Source organism: Streptomyces sp. NPDC001348, from assembly GCF_053597535.1.
Genome location: NZ_JBSFIK010000019.1, coordinates 93,613 through 114,705 on the forward strand (window position 1 = coordinate 93,613; position 21,093 = coordinate 114,705).

Annotated in this window: 14 protein-coding genes; 3 read left to right on the plus strand and 11 right to left on the minus strand. The window is 72.1% G+C overall.

Going from position 1 to position 21,093, the window contains the following annotated elements:
- Positions 1-129: 129 nt before the first annotated feature.
- The 3 genes from ACWC21_RS21140 to ACWC21_RS21150 all read right to left on the minus strand — a co-directional run bounded on the left by ACWC21_RS21140 (position 130) and on the right by ACWC21_RS21150 (position 4,532).
- A complete protein-coding gene (locus ACWC21_RS21140) occupies positions 130-1,623 on the minus strand; it encodes a protein kinase domain-containing protein (protein WP_450884083.1) in 1,494 nt (497 codons plus the stop codon).
- Between the two features lie 38 nt (positions 1,624-1,661).
- The gene (locus tag ACWC21_RS21145; protein ID WP_450883978.1) at positions 1,662-2,297 is read right to left on the minus strand and encodes a hypothetical protein; all 636 of its coding nucleotides are present in this window, start codon (positions 2,295-2,297) and stop codon (positions 1,662-1,664) included.
- Between the two features lie 123 nt (positions 2,298-2,420).
- On the minus strand, positions 2,421-4,532 hold the full coding sequence (locus ACWC21_RS21150) for an N-6 DNA methylase (protein ID WP_450883979.1): 2,112 nt from the start codon (positions 4,530-4,532) through the stop codon (positions 2,421-2,423).
- Positions 4,533-4,753: 221 nt separating this feature from the next.
- Here ACWC21_RS21150 and ACWC21_RS21155 point away from each other — a divergent pair, with 221 nt between their 5' ends.
- Positions 4,754-5,503: a hypothetical protein gene (locus ACWC21_RS21155; protein ID WP_450883981.1), complete on the plus strand. Its 750-nt coding sequence runs from the start codon at positions 4,754-4,756 to the stop codon at positions 5,501-5,503.
- A gap of 18 nt (positions 5,504-5,521) precedes the next feature.
- On the opposite strand, the gene ACWC21_RS21160 is transcribed toward ACWC21_RS21155, so the two are convergent.
- The 3 genes from ACWC21_RS21160 to mfd form a co-directional block, all read right to left on the minus strand.
- Entirely contained in the window at positions 5,522-6,265 is a 744-nt protein-coding gene (locus ACWC21_RS21160; RefSeq protein ID WP_450883983.1) for an N-acetyltransferase, read from the minus strand.
- A 60-nt stretch (positions 6,266-6,325) separates the two neighbouring features.
- Positions 6,326-7,042, minus strand: coding sequence for an HNH endonuclease family protein (locus ACWC21_RS21165; protein WP_450884085.1), 717 nt, complete (start codon positions 7,040-7,042; stop codon positions 6,326-6,328).
- A gap of 539 nt (positions 7,043-7,581) precedes the next feature.
- Positions 7,582-11,166: a transcription-repair coupling factor gene (gene mfd, locus ACWC21_RS21170; RefSeq protein WP_450883985.1), complete on the minus strand. Its 3,585-nt coding sequence runs from the start codon at positions 11,164-11,166 to the stop codon at positions 7,582-7,584.
- 189 nt (positions 11,167-11,355) lie between these two features.
- On the opposite strand from mfd, the gene ACWC21_RS21175 reads away from it, so the two are divergent.
- Entirely contained in the window at positions 11,356-11,607 is a 252-nt protein-coding gene (locus tag ACWC21_RS21175; RefSeq protein WP_450883987.1) for a type II toxin-antitoxin system Phd/YefM family antitoxin, read from the plus strand.
- A 7-nt stretch (positions 11,608-11,614) separates the two neighbouring features.
- Positions 11,615-11,989 carry a type II toxin-antitoxin system VapC family toxin gene (locus ACWC21_RS21180; RefSeq protein WP_450883989.1) on the plus strand — a complete coding sequence of 125 codons (375 nt, stop codon included), beginning with the start codon at positions 11,615-11,617 and terminating at the stop codon, positions 11,987-11,989.
- 73 nt (positions 11,990-12,062) lie between these two features.
- Here ACWC21_RS21180 and ACWC21_RS21185 read toward each other — a convergent pair whose 3' ends face one another.
- From ACWC21_RS21185 to ACWC21_RS21205, 5 genes are all read right to left on the minus strand, one after another.
- A complete protein-coding gene (locus tag ACWC21_RS21185; protein WP_450883991.1) occupies positions 12,063-14,642 on the minus strand; it encodes an ABC transporter permease in 2,580 nt (859 codons plus the stop codon).
- A complete protein-coding gene (locus ACWC21_RS21190) occupies positions 14,639-15,427 on the minus strand; it encodes an ABC transporter ATP-binding protein (RefSeq protein WP_450883993.1) in 789 nt (262 codons plus the stop codon). The genes ACWC21_RS21185 and ACWC21_RS21190 overlap by 4 nt, the downstream gene beginning before the upstream one ends.
- A 709-nt stretch (positions 15,428-16,136) precedes the next feature.
- The gene (locus tag ACWC21_RS21195) at positions 16,137-17,021 is read right to left on the minus strand and encodes a cellulose-binding protein (protein ID WP_450883995.1); all 885 of its coding nucleotides are present in this window, start codon (positions 17,019-17,021) and stop codon (positions 16,137-16,139) included.
- Between the two features lie 179 nt (positions 17,022-17,200).
- Complete coding sequence (locus tag ACWC21_RS21200) at positions 17,201-19,900, minus strand: SUKH-4 family immunity protein (RefSeq protein ID WP_450883997.1); 2,700 nt, start codon at positions 19,898-19,900, stop codon at positions 17,201-17,203.
- An 8-nt stretch (positions 19,901-19,908) separates the two neighbouring features.
- The gene (locus ACWC21_RS21205) at positions 19,909-20,928 is read right to left on the minus strand and encodes an SMI1/KNR4 family protein (protein ID WP_450883999.1); all 1,020 of its coding nucleotides are present in this window, start codon (positions 20,926-20,928) and stop codon (positions 19,909-19,911) included.
- Positions 20,929-21,093: the final 165 nt, after the last annotated feature.

The following is a 21,093-nucleotide window of genomic DNA, read 5'->3' on the forward strand; positions in this document are numbered from 1 at the left end:
CTGTTCGGTGCACTGCTGTTCGGCGCACTGCTGTGCGAAAAACGGACCGCAACCTATCCGATGGCTGGCCGGTGTCCGGAGAACTCCGCCTCAGGGGGATCACAAGGATCTCCCGGGGAACGGCAAAGACTAACCACGGACCTGCCCCAGCCACTGCAGGGTCCGCCTGATCTCGGCGGCCAGCGGGGTCCCGGGGCCGTGTACCCGCTCGACGTCCAGCAGCAGCCGCGCGAGCGTGTCGTGGGCGGCGGGCCGGTCGCCGAGGGCGAGCAGCAGGTGGCCGATGCGGCGGCGGACGTCGTGGGCGAGCTGCGGATCACCGGAGACGTACTGGTTCTCGTAGTACGGCAGCAGCGCCCGGTACTCGGCGAGTGCCGCCGCCGGTTCGCCGAGCTGTTCCAGGCACTGGGCGGCGTCGTAGCGGAAGCGCAGGGACTGCGGGTCGGCCTGGCCGGCCTCGGCGGCGCGTTCGTCGGCGAGGCGGCGCAGCTCGGGCAGCGCGCGCCGGTACTGGCCGTCGTCCATGAGGGTGGCCGCGTACTGCTTGCGCAGGGTACGGACGACCGGGGAGTGCTCGCCGTGCTGGTCGGCGGCGACGGGCAGGATCGCGCCCAGGATGTCGACGGCCTGGGTGATACGGCCCTCGCCGAGCAGCCGCTTGACCTCGTCTACGGCGGCGGCGACATCGGGCTTGTCCGCCACGGGCGGCGGGGGTGCCACGGGGGCGGGCTGGGGCGCGGGCGTGCGCGCCCGGTCCGGCCAGGGGGCGTGCGGGCGCAGGAAGGGGCGCGTCGGGTCGAGCGGGGCTCCGGTGGGTGTGCCGCGCGCGGGCAGGAGCAGCGCAAGGTGCTCGTACACCTCCTGCGCGGAGGCGGGCCGGTGCTGCGGGTCCTTGGCCAGCAGCCGCAGGACCAGCGCCTCCAGGGCCTCCGGGACCTCCGGGCGGATCCGGCGCACGGGCAGCGGCGGCTCGTACAGATGCCGGTGCAGTACGCCGAGCGCCGTGGAACCCGCGAACGGGACGTTGCCACTGAGCAGTTCGTGCAGCAGCACACCGAGCGCGTACAGGTCGGTGTACGGGCCGACCGCGCCGCCCATGGCCTGTTCCGGAGCCATGTAGGCGGGCGAGCCGATCGGTGAACCGGTGTGCGTCAGACGTGTGGTGTCGGTGTCCATGACGGACGCCACGCCGAGGTCGAGGACGGTGACCGTGCCGTCCTGCTTCACCATCACGTTCCTCGGTTTCAGGTCGCGGTGGACGATCGGCACCGCGTGCACGGCGCTGAGCACGGCGCACAGCTGCGCGGCCACGGCGACCGCCCACTGCCACGGGTACGGGTCGTGCTCGGCGAGGTGGTCGGAGAGGTCGGCGCCGTCGACGTACTGCATGACGAGGAACAGCTCCTCGCCCTCGCTGCCCGCGTCGTGCACGGTCACCAGCCCCGGATGGTCGACCTGCGCGGTCACCCGGCACTCGCGCTGGAACCGGCGGCGCAGTTCGTCGGCCTCCTGGCCGGCCACCTTGTCGGGACGCAGCAGCTTCACCGCCACACGCCGGTCGAGCCGCTGGTCGTACGCGGTCCACACCTGGCCCATGCCGCCCTGCCCGATGAGCGTGGACAGCTCGTAGCGGCCGGCGACGACGCGGCCTTGCGCCACGGTCACCTTCCGCTCTCGTGGTTGCCGTCGTGGTTGCGCAGATAGTCACTCAGTTCGTCCAGCTCCGCGCGCACCTGGTCGATGCGGGCGGGCGCCGGGCGCTGGGGCGGCGGCGGGGTCGACACGGGCGGCGGGGTCGACACGGGCGGCTGGGGCAGCGGCGTGTGCGGCATCGGGGGCGGTGTGTGCGGGCTCAGCGGGGTCTGGGGCACGCTCGGCACCGTCGCCGCGGTGAACGGCGACGGCTGCGGGTAGCCGTAGGCCGCCGCGGGCTGCTGGGCGCGGAAGGCGCCGCGGAGTCGCTGGAAGTGGCGTATGTCCGCGGCCAGGTAGTACGCCAACGCGGCCACGAGCGTGCCGAGGAGCAGGGTGATGCCCAGATAGCCGCCCGGGGTGTGGATGTCGTCGCCGGGCTCGTTGCCGAGCAGCACGATGCTGAGGATGTCGGCCGCGAGCACCGCCACGAACAGTCCCCAGTCCAGCGACCTGCGGGTCACGATGGCCAGGCGCAGCAGCATCACCCAGGCGAAGAACCCGATGCTGAAGAAGGCGATCACCACGAACAGCAGGCGCAGGAAGATCAGCCACCCGGTGTGCGGCGGCTGCTGCACCGGCTGTGCGTAGCCGTGGCCTTGCATGGCTGCTCCTGTTCGCCTGAAGAGGACCCGCGGTCGTCGCGTTGTCGCTTCGAGCGTATAGGCCGACACGGACAAGCGGCCCCGGGTTGTGCCGAACCGTTGTACTGCTGATCACAGCACGGCTCAGCCGGGCGCCACCGTGCCGTCCGTCAGGCCGTCGTACATGCCGCGCACGAGCCGATCGCCGAGCCGGCCCGCGTGTCTCAGCGCCCGCTCGAACTCGTCGAGGGCGCGGAAACGCTCGCCGTAGCGCCGCTGTTCGTCGAGCGGGAGCCGGGGCAGCTGCAGGCGGCGCACGTCGAGGCGGGTGGCGGTGGACGCGTAACTGCTGGCCTGCCGGTTGTTGGCGGTACCGCGCAGGAATCCGGCGAGGAACCACGGGTCGAGCGCGGAGGAATCGGTGCGCAGCAGCACGAGGTTGCGTCCCAGGGCGGCGCCCGCGGTCGTGTCGTCGACCACGCGCGCCACCGAGCCGCCGCCGAGCACCGGGACGACGACGTCGCCCGGTTCGGTCAGCACCGCCTCCTCCTCGCTCTCGGGAAGCGTCCCCGAAGGCGCGGTGCCGGCGAGTACGTCGTGGTCGGTGAGAACGGGCACGCGCACGTGGCCGCCGCTTCCGCCCGCGCGCAGCACCAGGGCGCCGCCGCGCGCGAGTTCACCGATGGTGGTCAGCGGCCAGCGCGCCGGCTGCGCGGAGTCGGCCGGGGGCGGGGTGAGGTCGGCGGTCAGGCGCAGCGTCTCGCCGAGGCGTTCGCGCACGGCCGTGAGCTGCTGTGCGCCGTCGGGTGCGGCGGGCGGCGGGAGGTGGCGGGCGGGAGCGAGGTCCACGTCGTCGTCGAGGAGTTCGATGACCGGCACCGATCGGGCCAGCCCCGGCCGTTCCTCGCACCGGCCCTCGCGCGCGAAGGCACGCCAGGCGTCGAGGACCACGTCCCGCACGGCCTGCCAGTCGGGGCCGCCGCGCCCCTCGGTGGCGAACCGCCCGGTGTCCGCCAGCAGCACCTCGGGGTGCACGGGCGTCCGGTCCGGGCGGCGCAGCACCCACAGGTGCAGGGGGATGTTGTAGGGCGGCGCCGCGCCCACCGGCAGCGCGACGACGGCGCGCAGCGCGCCGCGGCGCAGCAGGTCGGCGCGGATACGGCGGCCGGAGCGGCGGGAGGCGGCGGCGGGCGGCATCAGCAGGACGGCGGTGCCGCCGTCCCGGAGCCGGGCGAGCGCGTGCTGCACCCAGGCCAGCTCGGACTCGGTGCGCGCCGGGAAGCCGTACTCCCAGCGGGGGTCGTAGGCGAGTTCGTCGTGCCCCCAGTTGCGCTCGTTGAACGGCGGATGGCACAGGACGGCGTCGGCGCGCAGCTCGGGGTAGGCCTCGGCGCGCAGGGTGTCGCCGACGGCGGCGCGCACCGTCACGCGCGCGTTGAGCGCGATCCGCAGCGCGGTGAGCGCGGCGAGCTCGGGCGCGCTGTCCTGGACGTACAGCTCCTGGCCGGACCGGGCATCGACGGCGCGGGACAGGGCGCCGGTGCCGCAGGCCGGGTCGAGCACGGTGCGGGCCGGGCCGGCGAGCTCGGCCATGAGCCGGGCGAGTTCGGCGGGCGTGAGGGTGTACTGGCGGGGGTTGGCGTCCAGGTGGCGTCCGAGCAGGAACTCGAAGGTCTGCCGCGCCCCGAGTTCGGCCGCGAGTTCGGCGGCGCCGCGCAGGAGGGCCGCGGAGGGCAGCAGTTCGGGGCCGGCGGGGAGGTGGACCGCTGGGGCACTGCCCCCAGCACCCGCCCCACGCGCTCCACCCGCTCCACCGGCTCCGCCCGCGTCGCGCCGCTGGTGAACGCGGCGGTCGGGTGTCGGACCGAAACGCGGGACGAGCACCTGCTCGAGCGCGTCGGGAAGCATGGCGGCCATCCGCGCGTCGGAGCCCGCGCTCACGTCCAGCCAGACGGTGGGGCGCTCGTGGATCAGCAACAGGGCGCAACCGGCGTGCACCAGCGCGGTGACCGGGCCGCCCGGGTGCCCGGCGAGCTGCTGCCAGACACGTTCCCGCAGGGGGACCTCGGCGAGTTTGCCCTGCTTGCGCAGCCATGCCTCGACCTCGGCGAGCGCGAAGGAGGGGCTGGTCTCGGTGCCGCCGACGGGCTTGGGGAAGTCCGCGTGCCGACGGCGCCAGTTGCTGACGGCGGCACGGCCGACCCCGGCGAGCCGTGCGATTCCGGCGGCGGTCACTTCTGTCGCGTTGTCCTGCACCCGCGCCGCTCCCCTCGTCCTGTGTGTGGCGCCGAGCATAGCCGCGTACACATGATCGACGCATTCACGGTCGTGCACTCGTCAAAACTTGTGAATCGTGTTGACTCGGTTCACAGGCTCTGCTCTTATTGACCCGGCGAACGGGCCACAACCGGTCCCGCACCGCCACCCAGCACCCCACCCCACCGGCACCGTCGACCATCTCTCACCAAGGACCTCCCATGCGTCGCACCGCACTCGCCGTTGTCTGCCTCGCCGCCGCGACCGCCGTCGGCCTCACCGGCTGCATGCCTGGACAGGACAAGGCGGACAGCAAGCCGAAGGGCCCGTTCGCCGGGCTGACCGGTGGCGAGATCGCCGACCGGGCGATGAAAGCCACGACCGGAGCCTCGTCGCTGCGGATGAAGGGCGACGTCACCGACGACGGGAGCGACGGCACCATCCAGCTCGACATGGCCGTGAACAAGGAGGGCGAGTGCGCCGGCACCATGAGCATGGGCGGCCAGGGCAAGGCCGAACTGGTCAAGACCGGCGACACCGTCTACATGAAGTACGACGAGGCCTTCGTGCGCGCCCAGAGCAAGGGCGAGTCCAAGGAGGACACGGACGCGGCCGTGTCGATGCTGGCCGGGAAGTGGACCAGGATGGCGGCCAAGGGCCAGGACGCCAAGGACATCGCCGGCCTCTGCGACCTGAACTCGGTGCTCGGCGGCGCCGAGGACGGCAACTCGGACGCCACCCGGGGCAGGACGACCACCGTCGACGGCACGCCCGCGATCGTCCTGCACGAGAAGGACGGCAAGGACCGTTACACCGCCTACGTCGCGACCGAGGGCAAGCCGTACCTGCTGCGGATCGACGGCTCGTCGGCCAAGGAGCCGCTGAACCTCAGGTTCAGCGACTACAACCGGCCGGTGCCGGCGAAGAAGCCCGCCGGCAAGATCCTCGACCTGGACGCGCTGGACGGCTGAGCCGGTTCCGGCACCTGCTCACAGCCGGTGGCGCATCCATACGTTGGGCTCGACGTACACGGCGTACCCACGCCCCGGTTCACAGCGCACCGGCACCAGCGCGCCGGGCACCTCGACGTCGCCCTGGCCGTCGAAGGGCAGCCCCGTCCAGCGGCGCCACTGCTCCAGCGAGCCGGAGACGGTCATGGAAGCCGGGGCGACGGAGTCGACGGTCGCGCCGGCCCGGGCGTGCACCCGCAGCCACGGGTCGTACGGCAGCCCGTCCTCGCGCACCCGGTGGGCGTACTCGGCCATGGGCGTGTGCGGTTCCAGGTGCTTGGCGCTGGGGCGGACCGGGGCGACGACCTCGGTGAAGCCCTTCGCGCGGGCGCTGTCCCGCATCGCCGCCAGCATCCGCCCCGACAGGCCGAGGCCCTGGGCGTGCGGGGCGACCACGATGGAGATCGCGCTCACCGTGTCGGGCCGCACGGCGCGGCGCAGGTCGGAGAAGGCCCAGACGAGCACCTCGTCCCAGCCGCGGGCGGGCAGTTCACGGCGGCCGTCGGTGTGGAGGGCGAAGGGCACGCTGTAGGCGTGCGCGACGACCTCACCGCCCTCGTCCTCGGCGAACAGCACGTACTCCGGGAGTTCGACGGGAATCCGCGGGTAGTGCGCGTCGCCCACCGCGTCCTGGGTGGTGAACTCCGCCCAGCTGTCGGGCATGCCGAGGATCGCACCGAGCATCTCGGGGCGGTCGGCGAGACTCGACACCTTCACTTCCACGCGGTCACCGTAGGAGAGATGACCGCCGGGCGAGAACCGGGTTTTCCGCGCCCGGTCGGCTCACCGGCCGCACTGGGCCAGCATCATCCGCTTGTCGGCGGTCGTCACGGGAAGTCCGTACTTCAGCGAGACCTGGGCGAAGCGCACGGAGTACGCGCAGCGGATCGTCCGGTCCGGCGGCAGCCAGGTCGCCGGACCCGAGTCGCTCTTCGCACCGTTGGACGGGCCGTCCACCGGGATCAGGTTGAGCGGGTCGTTGGCTATGTCCTCCCGCTTGTCCTTCGTCCAGCGGGAGGCGCCCATCTGCCAGTCGTACGACAGGGGCATGACGTGGTCTATCTGGACCGTGGTGGCGTGGGACTTGGTCCACTCGATGGTCCTGCCCGTGTACGGGTCGTGCAGCGTCATGGAGGTGACGACGCAGTTCGAGCCCGCCCGGTAGCGGACCTGCTCCCCGTCGCGCTTCAAGAGGTCGTTGCGGGTGTCGCACCCGTTGTGCGCGAAGGGGATGCCACCCGGGGCGGAGTCCATCCAGGCGTAGCCGAACTTGTCCCGCTCGTAGCCCGTCTTGGGACCGCGTCCCTTGGTCGCCACCTTCTCGATCAGCGACCGTGCCTTCTCCTTGCCCGCGGCGGAGGTGATCACCGCCAGCCCCGGCTTCGTTCCGTCCGGATTGTCCAGTGGACTCACCGCCCGGCCGTTCCCGCCGGTCGGGACGGCGGAACCCGAGGGCCCGCCGTCCGCGGGTGTGGTGAGGTCCTTGCAGCCGGCGAGCATGACCCCGGTGGCCAGCACCGCGACGGACGCCCGGAGGATCCTCCGGCCTCCGGCACCGCGACCCGTGCAACCGGCCTCGGTGGCATGCCCCTTGACCGTCCCGCCCCTCGGACGCATCACGTGCGCCTCCTCCTGCCCGCCCTGTGCCGCCGCCGCACGGGCGGACCGTTCCTGGTCCACCGTAGCGGCCGGCCGGTGGGGAACGGAGAGCGCCCGGGGGCAGAACGACAGGCGCGTGGAGCGCGTGAGCAGTCCTGACCCGGTGAACCTCGTACCCCGTTTTCCTCCAACCTTGCCTGAGCCGACCGGGCTTGACCCTGCCCCTGGCGTCAGGGGCCGAGGATTCCCGGCATGGGCGAATCGAGCGCACCGCACCGCATCCCCCGCACCGCCCTGGTCACCGGAGCCGGCACCGGCACCCGCACGTCGTCCAGGTGAGCCCCGCGTCCAGCAGTTCCCGCCTGCCCCTAGTGCCGCAGGGCGCGGGGCGTCGCCCCGGTCGCCGCCGCCAGTTCACCGATCCGCACGCGTAATCCTGCTCAGGACCCCAGAACGGAGGCCAGGAACTCCCCGACCCACCCCAGCAACTCCCGTCCGACCAGCGGCTTCCCGCCCACCTTCGCGGTCTTGGGCCGCGGCACCAGCAGCTGGTGGACGGCCGGCTTGATGACCGTCCCCGGGTACAGCCGCTTGACCCGCAGTTCCTGCGACTCCCGCAACTCCACGGGGGCGAAGCGGATGTTGGTGCCCTGCAGCACGATCTCACCGACCCCGCACGCGCGCGCGAGCATGCGCAGCCCCGCCACCAGCAGGAGGTTCTCCACCGGCTCGGGCAGCTTGCCGTACCGGTCGGTGAGTTCCTCCCGTACCGCCTTGATGTCCTCCTCGGAGTTGGCGGAGGCGATGGCCCGGTAGGCCTGCAGGCGCAGCCGCTCGCCGGGCGCGTAGTCGTGCGGGACGTGCGCGTCGACGGGCAGCTCGATCTTCACCTCGAGCGGCGGCTCCTCCTCGATCTCGCCGGTCTCCAGCTGGCGCCGGTAGTCCGCGACGGCCTCGCCGACCATGCGGACGTACAGGTCGAAGCCGACGCCGGCGATGTGCCCCGACTGCTCGCCGCCGAGGAGGTTTCCGGCGCCGCGGATCTCCAGGTCCTTCATGGCCACATACATGCCCGCGCCCATCTCGGTGTGCTGGGCGATGGTGGCCAGACGCTCGTGCGCGGTCTCCGTGAGCGGCTTCTCCGGCGGGTAGAGGAAGTACGCGTACCCCCGCTCGCGTCCGCGGCCGACCCGGCCGCGCAGCTGGTGCAGCTGGGACAGGCCGAAGGTGTCGCCCCGTTCGACGATCAGGGTGTTGGCGTTGGAGATGTCGATGCCGGACTCGACGATGGTGGTGGAGACGAGCACGTCGAACTTCTTCTCCCAGAAGTCGACGACGACCTGCTCCAGTGCCGACTCCGACATCTGGCCGTGCGCGGTGGCGATGCGCGCCTCGGGGACGATGTCCCGGAGTCTGGCGGCGGCGCGGTCGATGGACTCGACCCGGTTGTGGATGTAGAAGACCTGTCCCTCGCGCAGCAGCTCGCGGCGGACGGCCGCGCCGATCTGCTTCTCCTCGTACGGGCCGACGAAGGTGAGCACCGGGTGCCGCTCCTCCGGCGGGGTGGTGATGGTCGACATCTCGCGGATGCCGGTGACCGCCATCTCCAGGGTGCGCGGGATGGGCGTGGCCGACATGGTCAGCACGTCCACGTTGGCCCGCAGCTTCTTCAGCTGCTCCTTGTGCTCGACGCCGAAGCGCTGTTCCTCGTCGACGATGACCAGGCCGAGGTCCTTGAACTTGGTCTCGGAGGAGAACAGCCGGTGGGTGCCGATGACGACGTCCACCGAACCCTCGCGCAGGCCCTCCAGGACGGCCTTGGCCTCGGTGTCCGTCTGGAAGCGGCTGAGCGCCTTCACGCTGACCGGGAACTGGCTGTAGCGCTCGGAGAACGTCCCGAAGTGCTGCTGCACCAGCAGGGTGGTCGGCACCAGCACCGCGACCTGTTTGCCGTCCTGGACGGCCTTGAAGGCGGCGCGGACGGCGATCTCCGTCTTGCCGTAGCCGACGTCGCCGCAGATCAGCCGGTCCATGGGGACCGACTTCTCCATGTCCTCCTTGACCTCGGCGATGGTGGTGAGCTGGTCGGGGGTCTCGGCGTAGGGGAAGGCGTCCTCGAGTTCGCGCTGCCAGGGGCTGTCCGCGCCGAAGGCGTGCCCGGGGGCGGCCATGCGCGCGCTGTACAGCTTGATCAGGTCGGCGGCGATCTCCTTGACCGCCTTCTTCGCGCGGGCCTTCGTCTTCGTCCAGTCGGCGCCGCCGAGCCGGTGCAGGGTGGGAGCCTCGCCGCCGACGTACTTGGTGATCTGCTCCAGCTGGTCGGTGGGGATGTAGAGGCGGTCCCCGGGCTGGCCGCGTTTGGCGGGCGCGTACTCGACGACCAGGTACTCCCGGGTGGCGCCCTGGACGGTGCGCTGCACCATCTCGATGTAGCGGCCGACGCCGTGCTGCTCGTGGACGATGTAGTCGCCGGCCTCCAGGGTGAGCGGGTCGATGGTCTTGCGGCGGCGGGCGGGCATGCGGGCGCCGTCCCGGCCGGCCGCCTTCTGCCCGGAGAGGTCGGTCTCCGTCAGTACGGCGAGCTTGAGCGCCGGGTCGACGAAGCCGTAGTCGATGGAGCCGCAGGAGACGTGCACGAGGGAGGGGCTCAGCGCGCCGAGGTCGGCGTCCAGACGGGCGGCGATGCCCTCGCCGCCGAGCACCTCGGCCGTACGGGCGGCCGGGCCGTGGCCCTCGGTGACGAAGACGGTGCGCCAGCCGTCGGCGAGCCAGCCCTTGGTGTCGGCGAGAGCCTTGGCGGTGTCGCCGCGGTAGGTCTCGGGCGCGTGCATGCCGAGCTTGAGGGTGCCCTCGTCCAGGGTCTCGTCGGCGGCGAACGGCGAGACCGACCACCACATCATGTCCAGCTCGCGGGCGCGGTCGCGGACGTCCGCGATGGACCACAGGGAGGCCGCGCCCACGTCGATGGGCGCCTCGCCGCCCGCCCGTCGCCCACCACCACCCTTGCCGGAGCGGACTTCGTCCGCGCTGGACATCGCGGTGGCCGCCCAGGAGGCCTGCAGGAACTCCTGGGAGGTCGCGACGAGGTCGGCGGCACGCGTGCGTACCCGCTCCGGGTCGCACACGACGGCCATGGCGCCCTTGGGCAGCACGTCGAGCAGCAGCTCCATGTCGTCGACGAGGACGGGAGCGAGGGACTCCATGCCCTCGACCGCGATGCCCTCGGCGATCTTGCCGAGCAGCTCGCCGAGCTCCGGGTGCTGTTCGGCGAGGGCACGCGCGCGTGCCCGGACGTCTTCCGTCAGCAGCAGTTCGCGGCAGGGCGGGGCCCACAGGCCGTGCTCGGCGACCTCCAGGGAGCGCTGGTCGGCGACCTTGAAGTAGCGGATCTCCTCGACGTCGTCGCCCCAGAACTCGATGCGCAGGGGGTGTTCCTCGGTGGGCGGGAACACGTCGAGGATGCCGCCGCGCACGGCGAACTCGCCGCGCTTCTCGACCAGCTCCACGCGCGCGTACGCGGCGGCCGCGAGGGCTTCGACGATCGCGTTCAGGTCGGCGGTCTGCCCGGTCCGCAGGGACACCGGCTCGAGGTCGCCGAGACCCTTGACCTGCGGCTGGAGCACGGACCGTACGGGCGCGACGACGACGGAGACCGGTCCGGTCTCGGGGTCGTCGGGACGGGGATGGGCCAGGCGGCGCAGGACGGCGAGGCGGCGGCCGACGGTGTCGCTGCGCGGGCTGAGCCGCTCATGGGGAAGCGTCTCCCAGGAGGGGTACTCCACGACGCCCTCGGCGGGCAGCAGCGAGCGCAGGGCGGCGGCCAGGTCCTCGGCCTCCCGTCCGGTCGCCGTGACCGCCAGCACCGGGCGGGAGGCCTCGCGGGCCAGGGCGGCGACCGCGAAGGGGCGGGCCGCCGGGGGGCCGACCAGGTCGACGTGCATGCGGTTGCCGTCGGCCGCCGCCTTGATCGCTTCGGCGAGGGCGGGGTCCTTGACTACGGCGTCGAGCAGACCGTGCAGGCTCATTCGGGGGCGGCTTTCGTCCGGGGTGGGCAACACGACGGGCCCGACACGCGTGGCGGGCCGGGGGTTCCCAGAGTACGACGCCAGAGGCTTGTCACCCGGCGGAGTGAACGCGGTGGCCCGGACGAGGGAGGGCGGGCTACGGTGAACCAGAGGCTAGCCCATACCTAGTCCACCGACCCGGGAGGCTTCATGAGCACGCAGCACGCACAGCGGCAGTACAACGTCCACGAGGCCAAGACCAACTTCTCCCGGATACTGCAACTGGTGGAGACCGGAGAAGAAGTCATCATCAGCCGGGCCGGGCAGCCGGTAGCCAAGGTCGTACCACTGCGGCCCACGGTCAACCGGACCGACTATGGAGCCCTCCGGGGCCAGGTCCACATCCCGGAGGACTTCGACGAACTGCCCGACGACATCGCAGACACGTTCGGAATGCGGTGACCAGTCGATGAAGTATCTGCTCGACACCCACGCCGTGCTCTGGTGGATGGACGCATCACCGGAGTTGTCCGATGAGCTCCGGGAGCTGCTTCGTACGGAGCCCGAGGTCTACGTCAGTGCGGTGACGCCATGGGAGATCGCCCTCAAGCAGTCACTGGGCAAGCTTCCTGGCCCTCCTGAGCTGGCGGAGCGTGCACGCGACCTGCAGTTCAAGAGCCTCCCGGTCACCGCTGACCACGGTGTCCGCACCGGTCGGCTGCCGTGGCACCACCGCGACCCCTTCGACCGCATACTCATCGCCCAGGCACAGCTCGAAGACCTCACCCTCATCACTCGCGACACCTGGATCCCCAAGTACGACGTCCCCGTCCTGCGCGCATGACAACGGCCCGGCGCCGAGAAGTCCCCCGTGACTTCTCGGCGCCGGGCCTCCCCCGTGACCCCCGTCGGGATGGCTAGTCGGTCGCGATCGCGTTCAGTACGTTCATCCGGCCCGCCCGGAACGCCGGGACCAGCGCCGCGAACAGGCCCACGAAGGCCGAGCCGGCGAAGACGGCGATGATGGTGGGCCAGGGGATGTCGAGGACGTTCAGGCCCGCCAGGGCGAGCAGCTTCTGGGCGGTGGCTCCCCAGCCCAGGCCGAGGCCCAGGCCGAGCAGGGCGCCGAAGAGGGCGATGACCACCGACTCCAGACGGATCATGCGGCGCAGCTGGCGGCGGGAGAGGCCGATGGCCCGCATGAGGCCGATCTCCCGGGTGCGCTCCACCACCGACAGGGCCAGGGTGTTCACCACGCCCAGCACCGCCACGATGATCGCCAGCGCCAGCAGGCCGTAGATCATGTTCAGCAGCTGGCCGATCTGGTCCTTCAGCGCCTTCTTGTAGTCGGTCTGGTCGCGCACGGTGTACTGCGGGTAGCCGTGCAGGGCCGACTTCAGCGCCTTGTACGCGGTGGCCTGCTGCCCGTCCTTGGCGCTGGCGAAGACCAGCTGGTCGAGCGGCATCTCCTTGGCGGGCACGTACTTGGCGAGGGTGGCGATGGAGGTGTACTTGGCGCCCTGGTCGATCACCTCGTCGCTGCTGGTGATCGCGCGGACCGTCAGACGGGCGGTGGAGCCATGCTCGAAGGCGACGGTGATCTTCGAGCCGATGTGGATGCCGTGGGCCTTGGCGAACTTCTCGTGGACGGACATCGAGTCGGGCAGGTAGGCGTCCTTGAGGTTGCCCGCGATGGTCTTCTTGCGCAGGTCGGACGCGTACGTCGGGTCGGCCGCCGTGATGTCGGTGCCCTTGAGCGTCTTGCCGTCAGGGGTGGTGTAGTCGGCCTTGGTCGTCCTGTACTCGGTGACCCGCGCGAGGCCCGGCGTCGCCTTCACGGCCTTCACCGCCTGCGGGACGACCGTGGCCCCGTTGTCGCCCATGATGATGAAGTCCGTACCGACCGTCTTGTCGAGCTGGTCCGTGGCCGAGGCCACCATGGAGGAACCGACCACCGACAGGCAGGCGACCAGTGCGAGGCCGATCATCAGGGCCGCGCCGGTGGCGCCGGTGCGGCGCGGGTTGCGCAGCGCGTTGCGCTCGGCCATCCGCCCCACGGGGCCGAAGATCCGCAGCAGTACGGCGCCGAGAACGCGCACCAGGCCGCCGGCCAGCAGCGGGCCGATGACGACGAAGCCGACCAGGGTCAGCACGATGCCCAGGCCCAGCCACGAGGAGCCGGCCTTGGCCTTGTCGGCGTTGGCGGCGACGAACAGGCTCAGTCCGCCGGCACCGGTCAGGACGGCACCGATCAGGGCCCGTATCCAGCCGGCCCTGCCGTCGGCCGGGGTGCCGGCGTCGCGCAGCGCGGCCATCGGGGAGACCTTGCCGGCCCGCCGAGCGGGCAGGTAGGCGGACAGGACGGTGACCACGACGCCGAGGAGCAGACCGATCACCGGGGTGGTCCAGGCGACCGTCAGATCGTCGGTGGACAGGTGCATGCCGATCTTGCCCATGAGCTTCATCAGGCCGACCGCGATGCCGACGCCCGCGCCGACGCCGAGCACGGACCCGACCACGCCCAGGAGCAGTGCCTCGACCAGCACCGAGCGGTTGACCTGCTTGCGGGAGGAGCCGATGGCCCGCATCAGGCCGATCTCCCGGGTGCGCTGGGCGACCAGCATGGAGAAGGTGTTGATGATCAGGAAGATGCCGACGAGGAAGGCGATCCCGGCGAAGCCGAGCATCGCGTACCGCATGACGTTCAGCGAACTCGCGACTTCCTTCTGGTTGGCGTCGGCGACCTCCTTGGCGGTCTGCACCTTGTAGCCGCCGCCGAGTTCGGCCGCCACGTTCTTCTTCAGCCGGGCGTCGGTCACGCCCTTGGCGGCCGTGACGTTGACGTTGGTGTAGACGCCGGTCTCGCCGACGAGCGTCCGCTGCGCGGTGCGGGTGTCGAGGTAGAAGATCGCCGCGCCGGGGTTGGTGACGGTGAAGGTGGCGATGCCGGAGATGCGCGCGGTGTGCGTGCCGACCGCGGTGATCACACCGATCTCGTCACCGAGCTTCAGGTGGTGCTTGCCGGCGGTGTCCGCGTCGACCATGATCTGGCCGGAGCCCTTGGGTGCCGTACCCGAGGTGATCTTCATGGTGCGGGCGTCGTTGCCGTTCCAGCTGCCGACGATGGTCGGGGCGCCGCTGCTGGGCGAGAGCTTGTCCTTGTCGGCGTCCACGACGGTGACCTTGGTGGAGAACACCGTCCCCTCCGCGGCCTCGACGCCCTGAGCGCGGCGGACCTCGTCCAGCACCGAGGCCGGCATCACCGGCGGCTTGCCGTTGTCGGAGGTCGTCTCACCGGTGTCCGAGGCGCCCTTGGCGCTGATCTGGACGTCGGAGGAGGTGGCCTGGAACAGCTTGTCGAAGGTGGTGTTCATCGTGTCGGTGAACACCAGCGTCCCGCACACGAACGCCACCGACAGCAGCACCGCGATCGCCGACAGCGCCATGCGGCCCTTGTGCGCGAAGAAGTTGCGCATCGAGGTCTTCAGGACGGTCATGACGTACGCCCCCGGGCGTCGAAGTCCTTCATGCGGTCCAGGACCTGATCGGCCGTCGGCTGGTGCATCTCGTCGACTATCCGGCCGTCGGCGAGGTACAGCACCCGGTCCGCGTAGGAGGCGGCCACCGGGTCGTGGGTGACCATCACGATGGTCTGGCCGAGCTCGTCCACCGACGTGCGCAGGAAGCCGAGGACTTCGGCGCCGGCCCGGGAGTCGAGGTTTCCGGTCGGTTCGTCCCCGAAGATGATCTCGGGGCGGGCGGCCAGGGCGCGGGCCACGGCGACGCGCTGCTGCTGGCCGCCGGAGAGCTGGGTGGGCCGGTGCTTGAGCCGCCCGGCGAGGCCGACGGTCTCCACCACCCGGTCCAGCCACGCCCGGTCGGGCTTGCGGCCGGCTATGTCCATGGGCAGCGTGATGTTCTCGAGCGCGTTCAGCGTCGGCAGCAGGTTGAACGCCTGGAATATGAACCCGATCCGGTCCCGGCGCAGCTGCGTGAGCTTCTTGTCCTTCAGCCCGGTGATCTCCGTCTCGTCCAGGTAGATCTGACCGCTCGTCACCGTGTCGAGCCCGGCGAGGCAGTGCATCAGCGTGGACTTGCCGGACCCCGACGGACCCATGATCGCGGTGAACTGGCCGCGGGCGATGTCCACGTCGACGTGGTCCAGGGCGACGACGCGGGTCTCCCCCGACCCGTACGCCTTCACGACCTGCCGCGCCCGCGCGGCAACGGCCGTTCGCCCTCCAGTGCCCCCGTGCCTGGGAATGGTCACAGCCGAAGTCACGGTATGTCTCCTATGTCGGTCGGCAAGTCTGTGGATGCGCCCCGGTGAACCGGTGCGTCGTTCTGGGTACGCCGATGAGTCTCCCGGCCGACGGGGCCGTCGCGCGCTGGTGCGAAGCCCCGTCTTCCAGGGGGGTTAACCCCACCGGTGCCGGTTCGGCCGGCCGCCCCCCGACGGCGTAAAGCCAGGTTAAGTACCGGGCCGGTGCCTTCTCCTCCTCCGGCGGGACGAACCCTCCCCCAGCCGTTGTACGGAGGAACCCCTAGGGGCGGTCCACCCCGGGGTGGAGCGGGCCTCGGGGTAGCTCTCCACCCACGGCCCCGCCAGCCTGCACCCTGCCGCCGCGTGAGGGGCAAGGGACAAGCCGCAGCCGGCAGACGGGTGCAGGGGGCAAGGGATCCTGGGCCGGTCACGGCAGCCGGACGGAGACCTCCGGATGCCGCGGCGACGGCCGTCGAGAAGGCGCCGCCGGACGCCCGTCAGGCGCGGGCCGAAGAAGGCGGCCACGTACGCGCGCGTGGTCGCTTCGCGCGCGTACGTGGCCGCCTTCTTCCGAGCGCGCCGAGCAGAGCACGTCCGGAGCGGCGGCACCGAGCGGTTCCCCGAGCAGGGGCGCGTCGGCGAAGGTGCCGTGGTCCGATCCGGCGACATCCGGCCCCGGGTGTCCGACTCCGGTCGCCCGCCCGCGCGCCGGGGCCGGCCGGGGCGCCTACTCCACCGCCCGACCCGTCCACGTCGTGAGGCTGCCGCGCACGTCGTCCATCTGTGCCTGCATGTCGTCCCACGTCTCCCCGTGCTCGCGCAGCACCCGCTCCGTCTCCCGGGCGATCGCGTCCTCGCGCACCTGGGCCTCGGCGAGGATCTCCGCGGCACGCGCGTGCGCCTCCTCCAGACACGGGCCCACCGCCGCCCGAGCCTCCTCCAGCTGCCGCTCCGCCTCCGCCACCGCGGCCTGTGCGCGCACCATCCGCTCGGCGTGCAGCGTGTCGAGCGCGGCCGACCGCTCGGCCTCCTCCCGCTCCAGCGCCGCCCACCGCGCCTCGTGCTCCCGGGTCTGCTCGGTCAGCATCCCCGAGGTCCGCTGCCGCATCTCCCGCAGCGCGGCCAGGGCCTCACCGCGCCCCTCCTTCACCGCGCGCCGCGTGCCGACCCGGATCTCGTCGGCCTCGGCGCTCGCCGCGAGGAGCCGCTGGCGGGCACGTTCCTCGACGTCCGTGCGGAGCGTGTCCGCGTAGTCCGCGGCCGCCCGGCGCAGGTTCTCGGCGTACGCCTGCGCCTCCGAGACCTCCTCCCGTGCCGCGGCCCGCGCCGACTCCCGTACCGTCTGCGCCTCTTCCACCCCGAGCTGGAAGAGACGCCGCGCGCCCTCTCCGAGCGCCTCGTACGTCTGCGGCGCGAGCCGCGCGACCGCCTCGCGCAACCGGGCCACCTCCCCCGCCATGTCCTTGGCGAGCACGGTGAGCCGGGCGGCCCGCTCCCAGGCGGCGTCCCGGTCCCGCGCGAGCGCCTCGGTGAACGCGTCGACCTGGCCGGGCCGGTAGCCCCGTCCCCGGACGGCGACGAAGCCGTGCGGCGACACCGGTGCGCTGCGCATCCTGTGAACCCCTCTCCGTCAGACACACACGAAATGATGATTTCGGGCATATTTTGATGCATCGGACGTAAACGTTCACAACACGACACTCCGCAGACATGTCGCGGCCAGGTTCCCGCACATGCGAAAGGGCCGGCCCCGGTCACCCGGGTCCGGCCCCACCGACTCCACCAGCCGCGCTACAGCAGCCCGTCCCACATCTGCTCGAGCAACACCGACCACCAGCTCTCCGGCGAACCCAGCGCCGCCGGATCCAGCGAGGCCAACTGCGCCTGGAAATCGACCGTCCAGCGGCCCGCCTGCTCCGGATTCAGCCCGAACCGCAGCCGCCACATCCGGCCCAGCAGCGCCAGACAGCGCGTGAACTCCGGCAGACCCGTGTTCACGAACTGCGGCGGCACGGGCCCACCGCCCGGCCCCGCCTCCACCGGCACGGCGACGATGTTCGCCGTCCCGTACTGCACACAGACCGCCTTCCCGAAGTCCGTACCCATGACCAGGTACGACCCCGCGTCCGGCGCCGGCTGCACCCCGCGCTCGGCCGCCAGCTCCGCCAGCGTCGGCACCGGACGGCCCGGCTGCGCCTGTGCCCAGAAGAACGGGCCCATGTCCACCGGCAACCCCGCCACCACCAGGGTGTGCGCCACGATCGGCGGCACACCCTGACGCGACACCGCCTGCTGGTCGAACCGGAACACCCCCGGCCCGAACGCCGCCGCCAGCTCCTGGGCGACCGCTTCCGGCGGAATCGGCGGCGCGGACTGCACCGGCGGCAGCGGCGCCCGCACCGGCGCCGGCCGCGCGGGACCGTCCGCCACCTGGTGCAACTCGCCCTGGTGCGCCAGCAACTGCCGCATCCCCTGCTGCCGGCTCGCGTGATCCGTACCGTACGGCGCGATGCTCGCGATCCTCGCCTGCGGCCACTGCTCCCGGATCATCCGGGCACAGTACGCACCCGGCAGCTCACACGACTCCAGCTCCGTGTGCAGCTCCAGCACCTGGTCCGGCGGGACGTTCATCGCACGCAGCTCATGGAAGATCTGCCACTCCGGGTGCGGCGTGCCCGGCGCCGAACGCCGGATCAGCTGCTGCTCGGAACCGTCCTGCGCGCGGTAGCGCAGCACGGCCTGATAACCCGGGCCGACCATCGGCTGACCCTGCTGCGGATAGCCGTACGACGCAGGCTGCCCCGGCGGGGGCATCGCACCGGGAGGAGGCATCGCACCCGGCGGAGGCATGGCACCGGGGGGAGGCATCGCACCGGCCGGGGGCATCCCACCGGGAGGAGGCATCGCACCCGGCGGAGGCATCGCACCCGGCGGCATCGGCTGCGGCGCACCCGGCACTCCGGGCGCGGGCCGCGGCGGAGGCGGCGCGCCGGGGCCCGTCACCGGAGGCCCGGCCAGCACCGTCTCCGCATGATGCACGGCACCGCCACGCCCGCCCGCCGAAGCACCCGGGGCACCCGGCGCACCCGGCGCACCCGGCGCACCCGGGGCACCCGGCGCACCGGGACCGGGCGGGCCCGCCGGAGACTGCGGAACACCTCCGCCCATCCGACCGGGATCCGCCAGCACCGTGGCCGCGTGGTCCGCACCGGGAGGCATACCGCCCGGCGGCCGCGGGACGTCGCCCGGCGGCTTCGGCCCCGCGGGCCCTTCCGGCCCCAGCCCCGACACCATCTGCGTCGGCGCATACCCGCCCGCCGGCGCACCCGACGCTCCCGGCGCCCCGGGCGCACCCGGCGGGGGCGGCGGCATGCCCGGAACCCCCGGCGCACCCGGCGGAGGCGGCGGCGCACCCACCCCGCCGCGCGCCCGGCGCGGCGGAGGCGCGGCCTTGCTCGTCGCGGCGTCCGCGATGTCCCCGGCGTTCGGCGCCAACGGCCGCCCCGGCCCACCGGGACCAGCGGGACCACCAGGACCACCAGGACCACCGGCCGGAGGCTGAGGCACACCAGGAGCACCCCCCGGCGGCGGATAGCCGTACCCCGGGGCACCCCCCGGCGGCGGAGGCGGAGGCGTACTCCCCTGCGGATACCCGTACCGCGGCGCACCCGGCGGCGGCACACTGCCCCGCGGGCCCCCCGGCGGGGGAGGCACAGGCACCCCCTGCACACCCCCCGGCACCGGCGGAACCGGCGGCGCAACCGACGCCCCCGACCCGTCCACCGCAGGCCCGTCCACCGCGGGCGCCACCGCCGTCGGCGGCAACCCACTCCCGCCCGTCAGCAACGCCGTCCTGGCATCCGGCGGCGTCGCCGAACCCCCACCCGGCTCACTCACCGGCGGCGCGAACACCGTGTCGGGCAACGGCACCGAACGATCCTCACCCGCATCAGCGTTCGTGTCCGTACCCGCCCAAGGCGTAGCCCCGGCCGGCACCGCGGCCGACGGCACCGCACCGGCCGGCACCGCACCGGACGGAACCTCCCCCGAACCCCCGGACACCGGCATCCCCGCCTGCGTCTCGGGCAGCGCACCACGCTCCGGCCGACGATCCGGAACCCCCAGCTTGTCCGCCGCCTCCTGCAACCACTCCGGCGGACTCAGCAAGAACGACGTCTGATTCAGATCCACCCGCGCCGCAGGAGCCGGAACCGCGTCCGCCACCACGTCCTCACGGCCGTACTCCTCCTCGTACCGGCGGATCACCTCACCCACCGGCAACCCCGGCCACAACGTCGCCTCACCACTGTCCCGGGCGATCACCAACCGCTGCGCGCCCGCATCCGACCGCGGCCCCTCCGCACGATCCTCACCCCACACCACGAAGCCGAGCTCGAACTCCCGCACCCGCACCTCACGATGCTGGTACACCGGCACGTCCCCGTTGATCCACTCCTCCGCGCGCTCCTGCGCCTGAGCGAACGTCACCATCGCAGAACTCACTCCCCCACGGAAGAGACCGGAACAGCACGCGCGAAACCGCCGTCCACCATCAGGTTCGCCACCGTCTCCAGCTCCGGCGGACTACCCGCGAGCCGCGACAGAAAGACATCGAAGTCATCACCGCACGGCAGCAGCAACCGCTCCACCCGCTCGGCCGGCGACCACCCCGGATCCACATCCCGCACATCGTCGTACGAACAGAACCACACCGACCCCGGCCGCTCGCCCCGCACCTTCACCGCCAGCAGACCACCCTGCACGAACGCCACCCCGAGATAGTCCTTCGTCAGATGGTCACGCAGGCACTTGTTCACATACACCAGATCGTTCACCGCGGCCTCGTCCCGCACCGTGAAGAACGGCTGATCCACCAGCAACCCCAACTCGGCGTCCAACGCCGTACCCACCGGCGCACACCCACCCGCCGCCTTCAGGAACGACCGGTACGCACCCGGCAACCGGAACCCCAGGTCCTCCTCCACCCCCTGCACCTGCTGCTCCGTCACCGCCACACCCGACTTCGGCAACCCGAAATGCGCCGGACGCGTCTCCTGCAACGGCCGCGTCCCCCGCTTCCCCTGGTCCACCTGCGCCATCGCCAACCCACCGTGATGCCGCAACAGCGCCTTCACCTCGACCGGCACCAGCTCCAACCGCCGCGAACCCACCACGTGATGCCACGTCCAGCCGTGCGGCGTCGCCACATCCGGCACCAGGTCCCACAACTCGTGCCCCGTCGCCGCCAACGCCGCGTTCGCCGACACATAGTCCGTCAACCGCAGCTCATCCACACCGAAACCCTCCGGCGGATCGGCGATCTCCGCCGCCGCACGCGCATAGGGCGAGAAATCCGGGTACCCGCGGTCATCGACACGCACCCCCCTCGGATGACGTGCCGCCCGGACCGGATCCGGGAAATGCACCACCTGCCCGGCATAGGCCGCGTTCGGCGGCGCGGCCTCTCCCCCAGCCTGGCGGCTGGGCGGTGCCCCCAGCCCGAGCCGACCTGTCGTCATGGCGGTAGCCCCCTGCGGCATTCTCTCAGGCCTGTACGGCTTATCGATCGCGGATGCCGACAGCCTAAGCGGTACACCGACACCGGTCACCGGCCCACCACTTCAGTGACCAGCCGTCACCCCACCGTGACGACTCGCCCCCACCACGGGCGTGTCGCACCGCCC